10 protein-coding genes and 3 pseudogenes are annotated in these 9,230 nt (G+C 69.6%); 8 read left to right on the top strand and 5 right to left on the bottom strand.

What is annotated here, in order from left to right:
• Positions 1-227 precede the first annotated feature (227 nt).
• Positions 228-494: a hypothetical protein gene (locus tag PUR53_RS20920; RefSeq protein WP_329909262.1), complete on the top strand. Its 267-nt coding sequence runs from the start codon at positions 228-230 to the stop codon at positions 492-494.
• Here PUR53_RS20920 and PUR53_RS20915 read toward each other — a convergent pair.
• Entirely contained in the window at positions 486-1,136 is a 651-nt protein-coding gene (locus PUR53_RS20915; protein ID WP_329896730.1) for a response regulator transcription factor, read from the bottom strand. The genes PUR53_RS20920 and PUR53_RS20915 overlap by 9 nt on opposite strands.
• A complete protein-coding gene (locus PUR53_RS20910) occupies positions 1,133-2,329 on the bottom strand; it encodes a sensor histidine kinase (protein ID WP_329909261.1) in 1,197 nt (398 codons plus the stop codon). Before PUR53_RS20910 ends, PUR53_RS20915 begins: the two co-directional genes overlap by 4 nt.
• Before the next feature lie 184 nt (positions 2,330-2,513).
• Between PUR53_RS20910 and PUR53_RS20905 the strand changes: the two genes are divergently transcribed.
• The 4 genes and pseudogenes from PUR53_RS20905 to PUR53_RS20890 all read left to right on the top strand — a co-directional run bounded on the left by PUR53_RS20905 (position 2,514) and on the right by PUR53_RS20890 (position 5,755).
• Entirely contained in the window at positions 2,514-3,146 is a 633-nt protein-coding gene (locus PUR53_RS20905; protein WP_329896728.1) for a hypothetical protein, read from the top strand.
• A 306-nt stretch (positions 3,147-3,452) separates the two neighbouring features.
• Positions 3,453-3,764 (top strand): annotated as a pseudogene (locus tag PUR53_RS20900) (hypothetical protein); the annotation flags it as partial.
• A gap of 404 nt (positions 3,765-4,168) precedes the next feature.
• Positions 4,169-4,802: pseudogene (locus tag PUR53_RS20895) on the top strand (serine/threonine-protein kinase); the annotation flags it as partial.
• A gap of 407 nt (positions 4,803-5,209) precedes the next feature.
• Positions 5,210-5,755 (top strand): HNH endonuclease family protein, encoded by a 546-nt coding sequence (locus tag PUR53_RS20890; RefSeq protein WP_329909259.1) that lies wholly within the window; start codon positions 5,210-5,212, stop codon positions 5,753-5,755.
• An 84-nt stretch (positions 5,756-5,839) separates the two neighbouring features.
• Here PUR53_RS20890 and PUR53_RS20885 read toward each other — a convergent pair whose 3' ends face one another.
• Positions 5,840-6,325 (bottom strand): hypothetical protein, encoded by a 486-nt coding sequence (locus tag PUR53_RS20885; RefSeq protein ID WP_329909258.1) that lies wholly within the window; start codon positions 6,323-6,325, stop codon positions 5,840-5,842.
• Positions 6,326-6,369: 44 nt separating this feature from the next.
• Here PUR53_RS20885 and PUR53_RS20880 point away from each other — a divergent pair, with 44 nt between their 5' ends.
• Positions 6,370-6,705: a helix-turn-helix domain-containing protein gene (locus PUR53_RS20880; protein WP_329896726.1), complete on the top strand. Its 336-nt coding sequence runs from the start codon at positions 6,370-6,372 to the stop codon at positions 6,703-6,705.
• A 36-nt stretch (positions 6,706-6,741) separates the two neighbouring features.
• Positions 6,742-7,093: pseudogene (locus PUR53_RS20875) on the top strand (IS30 family transposase); the annotation flags it as partial.
• Here PUR53_RS20875 and PUR53_RS20870 read toward each other — a convergent pair.
• Positions 7,063-7,431 carry a hypothetical protein gene (locus PUR53_RS20870; RefSeq protein ID WP_329896725.1) on the bottom strand — a complete coding sequence of 123 codons (369 nt, stop codon included), beginning with the start codon at positions 7,429-7,431 and terminating at the stop codon, positions 7,063-7,065. The pseudogene PUR53_RS20875 and the gene PUR53_RS20870 overlap by 31 nt on opposite strands.
• A 304-nt stretch (positions 7,432-7,735) precedes the next feature.
• Here PUR53_RS20870 and PUR53_RS20865 point away from each other — a divergent pair, with 304 nt between their 5' ends.
• Complete coding sequence (locus tag PUR53_RS20865) at positions 7,736-7,972, top strand: hypothetical protein (RefSeq protein WP_329909257.1); 237 nt, start codon at positions 7,736-7,738, stop codon at positions 7,970-7,972.
• Positions 7,973-8,281: 309 nt separating this feature from the next.
• On the opposite strand, the gene PUR53_RS20860 is transcribed toward PUR53_RS20865, so the two are convergent.
• Positions 8,282-8,992: an ATP-dependent DNA ligase gene (locus PUR53_RS20860; protein ID WP_329909255.1), complete on the bottom strand. Its 711-nt coding sequence runs from the start codon at positions 8,990-8,992 to the stop codon at positions 8,282-8,284.
• Between the last annotated feature and the right edge of the window lie 238 nt (positions 8,993-9,230).

Raw genomic sequence — 9,230 nt, 5'->3', positions numbered from 1 at the left:
AGGCTCTGGAAGCTGACATCCGGACCTGGGTCAAGCACTGGAACGAAGACCCCAAGCCGTTCATCTGGACCAAGACCGCCGAAGAAATCCTCGACTCCCTCGCCCGCCTCTGCCGACGGATCTCCGGCGCAGGACACTAGACGTACCTGGTCAACGACGAGAAGATCTCGGCGATCGGGGCCTATGTACGGGAGCTGGGGCCGCGCCTCGCGGCGGCGACCGGGAAGGTGGACGCGCCCGTCTTCGGGTGGGAGACCGCCCACCGGGGTGACGCTCGGCGCCGCTCGCACAAGCTCATCCAGTGCGCGGTCGATCTGGGGGCGTTCTGCGCCGTGCCGCTGGCCGCGCTCGTCGTGTATTGGGTGGACGGGGCGGATAGTGGGGCGCTGCTGCTCGTACTCTCCGTGGCGGAGGGGCTGGCGGCGCTGGGGCTCGCGGTCCAGATCGTGCTGCACTCGGGGCTCGTAGGGGGAGGCGGCGGGCGGTCAGAGTAGGCCGTGGTCGCGGGCGTAGAGGGCGGCCTGGGTACGGTCGCGGAGACCGAGGCGGGACAGGACGCGGGAGATGTGGTTCTTGACCGTTCCCTCGCTGAGGAAGAGACGGGCGGCGATCTCGCGGTTTGTGGAGCCTTCGGCGATGAGACGCAGTACGTCGATCTCGCGGGCGGTCAGTCCAGTGTCGGAGGGCGGCCGGGGGCGCGGGGCGGCCGGGGTCAGGTAGCCGGTCACCGATGAGTCGAGCTGGGTGACACCGGCGTGCGCCAGCCGCACCGCGTGGGCGAGCTGCGCGGCCGGCAGGTTCTTCAGCAAATAGCCGCCGGCGCCCGCCCGCAGCGCCTCCACCACGTACTCCTCGTCGTCGAACGTCGTCAGCATGACGACCCTGGCCGGGCAGCCCCGCCGCCGCAGGATCGCCAGCGCCTCGACTCCGTCCATGCCCGGCATCCGTACGTCCATGAGAACCACATCGGGGCCGAGCGCGAGTGCCTTCTCGACCGCGTCCCTGCCGTCGACGGCCGTGCCCGCCACCACGATGCCGGGCTGGATGCCGAGGAGCGAGGCGATGCCGTCCCTGACCAACTGCTGGTCGTCGACGACCAGTAGGGACACGGGCTGGGGCTCGGGCTCGCCGGTCATGTGCCCGCCCCCGTCTCTGGTACGTCGCTCGGGATCTCGACCGTGATACGCGTACCCGCCCCCGGCGCGCTGTCGACACCGACCGTGCCGCCGAGCAGCCGTGCCCGCTCCTGGATGCCTGTCAGACCGAACCCCTGGTCGGCGACGCCGGGCCCGAATCCGCGGCCGTCGTCCGTGACGACGAGCCGCGCGCGGTCCGCGCCCAGCGCCAGGGACACGGTCACCCGCCGGGCACCCGCGTGCCGCCGCACGTTCGTGAGCGCTTCCTGCGCGGCGCGGTAGAGGGCGGTGAGCGAGGGCTGACCGTACCGCCGGGCGTACGCCTCGCCCTGGACGGAGAGGGATGCGCGCACCTCGCTGTCGTCCAACTGCCGTACGAGCTCGGCAAGCGCGGACGGGAGCGGGGGGCCGCCACGGTGGTCGTCGCGCAGCGCCCGTACCGACGTCCGTACGTCGTCGAGCGCGAGCCCGGCCGAACGCCGGGCGTCCGCCACGGCCTGGTCGGCGGCGGCCGGATCGTGGTCGCGGAAGGCGTCCGCCTTCTCCAACTGGACTGCTATCGCGGTCAGATGGTGCCCGAGACTGTCGTGGATGTCGCGGGCCAGCCGGTTGCGCTCGTTCGTCGCCGACAGTTCGGCGACCCGTGCCGCGTACTCCTCCAGCCGGGCCCGTCCGCGCTGCTCGCCGATCGCGACCGCGGCCATGGAGAGGGCGAGGACCAGGCCGATGAGCAGCATGAGCAGATCGGAGACGTACTCGGGGTCGACGTACCACGTCGGCTCGGACAGCGCATACAGACCGAGGACCACGGCCACGCAGCACGCGGCGAGGGCGAGGGCGACAGTGCGGCCGAAGGCGAAGTACGCGGTGAAGGGGACCAGCACCAGCAGGGCCCGGGACAGGCCCGACTCGTCGAGAGCGGCGACGGCGACGATCAGGCAGAGGCGGACGGCGAGCAGGGCGACGGGCGGCCACGACCAGAGGGGCTTGCGCTCCAGGAGCAGCAGCAGGAGCAGGCCGACGACGAAACCGGTGGTGCGGGGGGTGAAGAGGGCGTCGTTGTGGGCGGCGGCGGTCAGGCCCGCGAGGAGGACGGCGAGGTAGAGGAGGGGGGCCACCCAGGGGACGGGGCGGGAGGGCGCGGAGCCTGTGGCGGTACTCGTACGGCGGTCGCTCATCCCCAGTGTCGCCATCGTCCCTCCCCGAGCCGCGTCCTTTCAGGCTACGGGCCGCTGCCCCGCCGCGGACCTGCCAGAAGTCATATGACCTTTGGCCACGAGGACTGGTCACCCGGCACTCACGGTGCGCGCCGGGCCGCTCCTACATTCGCCGTGTCCTCCTGAACTGCGAGGACCGTCGTCTTTGGAGTGTGCTCTGATGCTGCCTCCTGTTTTTGCTCCTTCTCCTTGGTTCTTCCGCTTCGGCGCCGTGTGCGGACTCCTGTGCGGCCTCTTCATCGGACTGCCCGGCGCCATCGAGGCTTTCACCGGCGAGACCACCGCCACCAGCTTTGTCCTGGGCGTCTCCCCGGCCTTCGCCACACCGCTGCTCGTCGCCCTCCACCTCCGCCAGCACTCCCACGCGGGGCGCGCCGGCACGATCGCGTACGCCGTCAACCTCATCGGCCTGGGGCTGTTCGGGGGTGCGGCGTTCACCCTGAACATGGCGCTGTTCGGCCTCGACGACACGACCCTGGAGGAGGTGCTGACCGGGACGACGCGTGTGGCCCTGCTCGGGAGCGCGATCGTCTTCGCCGTCGGAACGCTGCTGTTCGGGCTCTCGATGGTGCGTACGGGGCTCTTCCCGAAGGTCCCCTCGTGGGGGTACGCCGTGATGCTCGCGGCGCTTGCGCTGCTCGGGCCCCTTCCGGACTCGGTGTTCACCAGCCTCGTCCATGTCCTCGCTGGCGCGTCGGTGGCGTGGCTCTCGCTGTCGCTGCGGGCGTGGGTCCGGTCGGCGGGCGATGGTGGTGCGGTGCCAGGGGCTGCCGCGTCCGTCTCCATGCCCTGACATCGCGTGGTCCCGTACCGTAAGGGCACGAGCTTGCGGTACGGGGGTACGGGCGATGACGGCGGGTCAGTACGAGGGCGATCACGTCGACTTCAAGGGGGCCACGGTCCATGGCCCGGTCATCGCGAAGGCCGAGGTGCACCTGGCGGGTCCGGCGCCCAGGGCCTTGGACTCCCTGCCTGCGAAGGCCGCCGGGTTCACTGAGCGACTCTGCCTGGAATCTTGAGGACGGGCGTCACTTCCCTTGGCGCCACCACAGCGGCCGGGGTAAGCCGCGTGCGTCGAGGTACTGCTGGAATCACCGACTGGTTCGGCATGAAGCTGGCCACCAGTGGCCGCGCCGCCGCGCTGCTGTTCCCCCGCATCGACCCCACCGCCACCCCGGCCCTGATCGACGGCGAACGAACCCTCCACGACGCCGACTTCATGAGCGGCGCCACCGAAGACCGCTACCCCGACCACTTCGGCCTCGCCCACGGCATCGACGGCGGCGGCAGCGACCCAGCCCGCGCAGACGTCGCCGACCACCTCGCCACGCTTCCGCACCATCAGGTCGTCCTCGGCCACGACGTCAGCGCCAACGCCGACTTCCTCACCAAACTCTCCGACAGCCTCTGACACACCACCCGAGCTCCGGTCGCGCTGCGCTTCACCCGTAGCCCGACCGGAGCTCCTGCGCCACCCGGGCCGCGGGGCACCCGGGCGCTGATGCCAGTAGAGGTCGTCTACGACGGGCCGTGACGGTGATGCCAGCTAAAGGATGAGGGGCCGGTCGGTGCCCGGCCCCGTGACGCGCCCGGGCGTCTGCGACGCCTCGTTCTCTGTGCCGGGAGTGAGAGGCGCCGCGTCGGAACTCGAATCCGGTCAGTTGACCACTGGCTCGGGCCACGCACAGACCGGATGCTCTACGGGGCACCGACGTCAGTTGGCGGCCGTTGTGGACGGCCCACGCCGGACGCTGTGCCATCCATCGGCTCGAGGTGTCCGGATGCTAGTTTCAGCAGGTGGCCTGAAATCAGCCCATTAAGCCCGGTTCGCAGATCGCGGGCTACCAGGTGGAGTGTGAGATCGGCCGTGGGGGAGTAGGCGTCGTCTACCGCGCGAAGGACCTGCGGCTGGGCCGTATCGCGGCCCTGAAAGTACTGGCCCCCGAATTGACGCACGAACGACACTTTCCGTCGGCGTTTCATCCATGAGTCGCGCATGGCCGCTTCAATCGACCATCCGCACATCGTGCCGATCTTCGGAGCTGGTGAGGCCGACGGAGTCCTGTACATCGCCATGCGTTGCGTTTCCGGGCCGGATCTGGGAGCTCTCCTGGACCGGGATGGTCCGCTGCCGGTGACGGGTGTGGTGCGCATCGCCGCGCAGGTGGCGTCGGCGCTCGACGCCGCACACGAGCACGGTCTTGTACGCGGGGACGTAAAGCCCGGCAACCTCCTGTTGGACAGGAGTGATGTCGCCGACGATCCCTTCTATGCGTATCTCATGGACTTCGGACTGGCGAAACCATCGCTGGAAGAGACCTCCGACACCACGGTGGGACGGTTCGTGGGCACCCTGGACTACGTGTCCCCCGAGCAGATCTCCGGCAGTTCTGTAGACGGTCGGAACGATCTGTACAGCCTCGCCTGCGTCGTATATGAGGCCCTTGCGTGTAGCCGGCAGCCACACAAGCCCCTTGACCCGCGCGAGCGGCCTCCGCGCGCCTCGCACCCGCCCCGCACACCCCCGGACCCAGGTCCTGTAGTCAGGCCGGCAGCCGGCTACTCCAACCCGGTCCTGATGAGGGCGCGTCATCTTCGCGTGGCAGGCGAAACGATCAACCCTTGCTGCATTCGGGGGAACCGCCTGCCCAGCCGCTGTGCGGCCTGTCCCAGCACGCACGCTATCCACGTGGGTCAACAGCGTGTTCATGCGGGAACGGGAGGCCAAGACGATGGTGAAGACGGTGCGCGGAAGGATCACCACGGCGCTCGCGGTGGCAGCCGCCCTGGCGCGCGTCAGCGGTCCCGGCTCAGGCCACGGGCGGCAACACCCCACAGCGGGCCCTGGCGGCACCCGTGTTGCTGTGGGACGCGGTGGACGCGCTTCCCGTCGCGGCTGAGCGGCGCGAGGGTTACAACCGCCTCAGGGAGTTCGGCGACTGGATCGACGCCGACCGCGACGGCTGCAACACTCGGCAGGAGGTGCTCCTGGGGGAGGCCATCGAGGTGCCGGCCCAGACCGGCCGGTGCACCCTCGAAGGGGGCCGCTGGTACTCGTACTACGACGACCAGTACCCCACCCGCGGGATCGACATCGACCACCTGGTCCCGCTCGCAGAGTCCTGGGACTCCGGGGCCTGGCAGTGGGAACGCTCCAGGCGCGTGGAATACGCAAACGACCTCAGCGTCCCACACCACCTCGTCGCCGTCACCGCAAGCTCCAACCGGCAGAAGTCCGACAAGGACGTCGCGCAATGGCTGCCGCCCTACGAACCGGCCCGCTGCCCGTACATCACCGAGTGGGTGAGCGTGAAAGCCCGCTACGGACTGACCGTCGACACCACAGAGAAGCAGACCCTGACCCACCTCGCCGCCCAGTGCCCCAACATCACCCTCCCCTGACCGGCCACACGCCCGTCCCGCTCCCACCGTCCGGCTCAGGCCCGGCGCCACTGAGAGCAACGCACCGGGGCGGGTTCCGACAGATCAACCGGGGCCAAGTGGCGAACACGACCTCCAGCTGCCGGACTCCTGGTGGGCCGACCTCGCCGGGACGCTGTCGGCCGTCGACACCGACCGCGTCGCCGTACGGGAGCAGTACATGGACCGGGCAATCCCCGAGTTCGTGGGCATCCCGGCCCCGGCCGTGACCCGCTGGGCCGCCCACTCCGACCTGCACTGGGCGAACGTCACCGCGCCGCTGAGGATTCTCGACTGGCTGGGGGGCGCGCGCCCGAGGGGTTCGACGCCGCCACTCTCTACGCCTACTCGCTGCTCCAGCCGGACACTGCCGCCCGCATCCGCGTCGCCTTCCCCGTGCTGGGCAGTCCAGCCGGCCTCGCCGCCGAAGCGACCATGTGCGCCCAGCCGCTCCAGACCGTGGCCCGCGGAGACGACCTGGTCCCCGAAGGACCGCTTCGGAACTGGGCTGAGGGCCGCCGCCGCTGAGCCCAGCGTGGTCGCCCCGACCATCTGGGTTCTAGTGATCGTCGCAACACCTCAGCTCAGAGGTGGCAATGGACATCGAGGTTCGTGGGAGCCGGAAGCCCCAGGGCAACAAGCCGTTGGTCCAAGAACGGGAGACATACTTCCTGCTTGTGGATCAAGGAATGAGCTTTGCCGAGGCTGCCAGGGCCGTCGGCATCAGCACCCGCACCGGCGAGCGATGGCGCAACGGACGAGGTGCCTCGGGTCGGTTCAAGGCAGCACCACCGGTCAACGGGGCACCCGTCGCTGAATCGACTGAACCCTCGCGCTATCTGCGCGAAGTAGACCGCTTCCATATAGCCGACCGGCTGCGGGAGAAGGCCTCCATCCGGGCGATCGCTGCCGAGCTGGGCCGAAGCCCATAGACGGTCAGCCGCGAAGTCCGCCGCAACGGCACCGTCCTGGTTGACGGCTACAACTCAGCAGCCGTGCGCGACGCTCTCATCACCACCGTCAACGCCCTACCACCCCACCTGAAACGGTCACTGACCTGGGACCGGGTCACTGAGATGGCCGCTCACCACGGCTTCAGCATCGCCACCAACGTCCCGGTCTACTTCTGCAACCCCGGCAGCCCGTGGCAGCGCGGCTCGAATGAGAACACCAACGGCTTGCTCCGGCAGTACTTTCCCAAGGGCACCGCTGAACAGCCGTCCACGCAAAACGCTCGGCTGGGCAACGCCGGCTGATCGTCTGCAAGAGTTGACGGCTTCTCCGTCGAACTACCTGGGGTCCTCACTCTCCCAGGGGTAGACGAAGAGGCCAGGCCGGACGCCCCATGCGTTGAGCACAGTGATCAGCTCGGACTCGTCCGTGGCCTCAGAGGATCCGATGAGGGCTGCTCCGATGTCGTAGTCGAAGCCGTCGATGCGTTCGCGGTCGTACTCCCAGTGCTCAAGGTGGAAGCTGCGTTCAGCGTCGCTGCGAACCCATCCCTCGCCCTGCGCTTGGGCATCGGGATCGCTCTTCTTGGGGCGGACGTCCACAAATGCCTGGCGGCCTGGCCTCGATGCTGGGACTTCCGCAACCAGCCTCCTGCCGAGACGGAGCGCGGTCAGTTTGTCCACGGGCCAGCCCGATCCATCGTTCATGAGGTTCATTCTGGCCCGGCCACACAGGAGTGAGCAGCGCGGCCAGGTGGTGACTTCTGGTGCGTGCTCAGTCGGCCGCCACCAGAGGGCAACACCACCCCGCCGACTGTGCAACAGCGCTCGGCTGGGAACTCACAGCCGAGCCGCTGCTTACACTGCTCGCAGCTTGATCAACTCACCGCGTGTTGCAACGATCCCTCGAATCCACCCCATGAGGCCGACCACGCCGGGTGCGATCCCCGACCACGGCCCGAGTGGCGTGTCCGACGTGACACGCAATTCGAACAAGCGATCTAATGCCGGTATGGACGTGACCGACTTCCCCGACGACCTGGTGCAGACGCAAGCCGCCTGGAACGCCACCTACCAAGCGCTCGCCGCACCCCGCCCCCGCGACACCACCGCCCTGCGCCGCCGCCTGCTGCTCCTGTCCGTACGGTTGTGGTGGCACCCCTACTGGGAGACCGTCCCCTCGGTGCCGACGGCACGCTCCAAGCTGCGCCACCTCGCCCGCGCCCACGGAGCTGTCCGAGCCGCGTGACCTGTCGCCCCGGTCGACCAGCAGCGCGAGGTTGCGACAGGGGTTGCGCCTATCTGTTGCGCTGGATGTTGCGCCATGGGTTGCGCTAGGTGTTGCGCGGCCCGCAGGACCGTCCCCGTGTCCGCGCAGGTCATCACTCGGTTTTGCCGTGGTCGGCCCGCTGACATCCCCGTTGCGGCTGCTCTGCCCATGTCCCTTGGTTGGAGTGAAGGAGGAAGGGACGGGCGGGATGGGCGGCGCGGACGCTGCCGGGGATCGGGCGCGCTCACCGGTGTTGCGCGTCGGCGGGGCCGCCGCGCCGTGCTGCCGTCAGTGCGGCGGTGATGGCAGGCGGGGGACGTCGGCGGGGGAGAGGGCGGGGCGGGCACGGTGCCAGCGTGCGGGGTGTCGCCTGCGGCCGGAGGCGTCGCGGGCGACGTCGATGCCGACTTCGACCACCAGCTCGGGTTCCACCAGCGTGACGACCAGCTTCTCCTGGCTGCCCCACCCGGCAGCGAACGACCAGCCCGTCCACGGATGCCCGCGCCGTCCTCGAGCGAGCAGGCCGGCGACCGCAGCGCCTGCCGCCCGGGTGAGGGCGGTGGTGCGCCCGACGTACTGAAGGCGTCCTTGAGTGTCGTACCTGCCGAGCAGCAGGGTGCGGGGAACGGCCGGAGAGCCGGTGATCGCGCCGACGATCGCCTCGCTCGTCTCGCGGACCTTGTATTTCTGCCAGCCCCTCACCGACGGCTTGTAGGCGTCGTCCAGCCTCTTGAAGACCACCCCTTCCATCCCGACCGACGCCCACGTCAGCCACTCGCGCACGACGTCGGCCTCGCTGGTCGACGGGCACAGCGCCCACGGCGCCGACAGTTGGCGGGCGGCGAACACGGACTCCAGCGCGGCCCTGCGCCGCCGGTACGGCCAGGAGGTCGTGTCCGTCCCGGACAGCCGCAGCAGATCGAACGCGACGAAGTGGGCCAGCCACTCCTCCGCCGCCCGGGCCGCCCGGGCACCACGCCGGGCAAGCCGGTTCTGCAACCGCTCGAACGCGAGGCGGCCCGCGGCGTCCCATACGACCAGCTCGCCGTCCAGCGCGGTCGCGTCCGGCAGCTCACGGCCCCGGCCACGACCTCCGGAAATGCCGGCCCCATTTCGGTGCCGCGCCTGGAGCGCAGCACCACCTGGCCCGCGTCGACGGAGACGAGAGCCCGAAAGCCGTCCCACTTCGGTTATGCGCTGTTGAACTGTCCGCGGGTAGAGTCCGGCGCCATGTCGA

The sequence above is a fragment of the Streptomyces sp. SP18BB07 genome (genome assembly GCF_036322545.1).
GTDB lineage: Bacteria > Actinomycetota > Actinomycetes > Streptomycetales > Streptomycetaceae > Streptomyces > Streptomyces deccanensis.
This window is presented reverse-complemented; position numbering and strand designations above follow the sequence as displayed.

What these genes read in the sequence shown, in the direction of transcription:
- PUR53_RS20880 (WP_329896726.1), top strand. Translation starts at nt 6,370, where the DNA reads ATGGACATCGAGGTTCGTGGGAGCCGGAAGCCCCAGGGCAACAAGCCG.
- PUR53_RS20905 (WP_329896728.1), top strand. Translation starts at nt 2,514, where the DNA reads ATGCTGCCTCCTGTTTTTGCTCCTTCTCCTTGGTTCTTCCGCTTCGGC.
- PUR53_RS20910 (WP_329909261.1), bottom strand. Translation starts at nt 2,329, where the DNA reads ATGGCGACACTGGGGATGAGCGACCGCCGTACGAGTACCGCCACAGGC.
- PUR53_RS20885 (WP_329909258.1), bottom strand. Translation starts at nt 6,325, where the DNA reads ATGGTCGGGGCGACCACGCTGGGCTCAGCGGCGGCGGCCCTCAGCCCA.
- PUR53_RS20870 (WP_329896725.1), bottom strand. Translation starts at nt 7,431, where the DNA reads ATGAACGATGGATCGGGCTGGCCCGTGGACAAACTGACCGCGCTCCGT.
- PUR53_RS20915 (WP_329896730.1), bottom strand. Translation starts at nt 1,136, where the DNA reads ATGACCGGCGAGCCCGAGCCCCAGCCCGTGTCCCTACTGGTCGTCGAC.
- PUR53_RS20865 (WP_329909257.1), top strand. Translation starts at nt 7,736, where the DNA reads ATGGACGTGACCGACTTCCCCGACGACCTGGTGCAGACGCAAGCCGCC.